The sequence below is a fragment of the Pantoea sp. SIMBA_079 genome, from assembly GCF_046940275.1.
Classification (GTDB): Bacteria; Pseudomonadota; Gammaproteobacteria; order Enterobacterales; family Enterobacteriaceae; genus Pantoea; species Pantoea borealis.
Map to the genome: position 1 here is coordinate 1 of NZ_JAWRYR010000084.1, position 295 is coordinate 295.

At 53.9% G+C, this 295-nt stretch carries 1 protein-coding gene; it reads right to left on the bottom strand.

The annotated features are described in order from the left end of the window. Positions 1–99: 99 nt before the first annotated feature. Positions 100–295: hypothetical protein (locus tag SB719_RS19210; protein WP_412159610.1), on the bottom strand; the 196-nt coding region annotated here is incomplete at its 5' end.

The window sequence follows — 295 nt, forward strand, 5'->3', positions numbered from 1 at the left end:
GCATTAACATGGCTTCCTTGTGGTCGACCAACTTTGACAATGCTGATCGACGTCTTCAGCCGAATGCCGCTAGGGTATTACATTAGTTTCGATGACACATCAACGCTGGCCGTCATGCGCGCCGTCCGACATGCACTTCTTCCAAAGAAACCAGCTAGAGCCGTCGTGCCAAACCTGACTGTACAGAACCCTTGGCCTTGCTACGGTCGGTTCGAAGTGCTGGTGTGCGACAACGGCGCAGAATTCCACAGTGACTCCCTGGCTGCCGCCTGCTTCGATTTGCAAATGCAGTTGC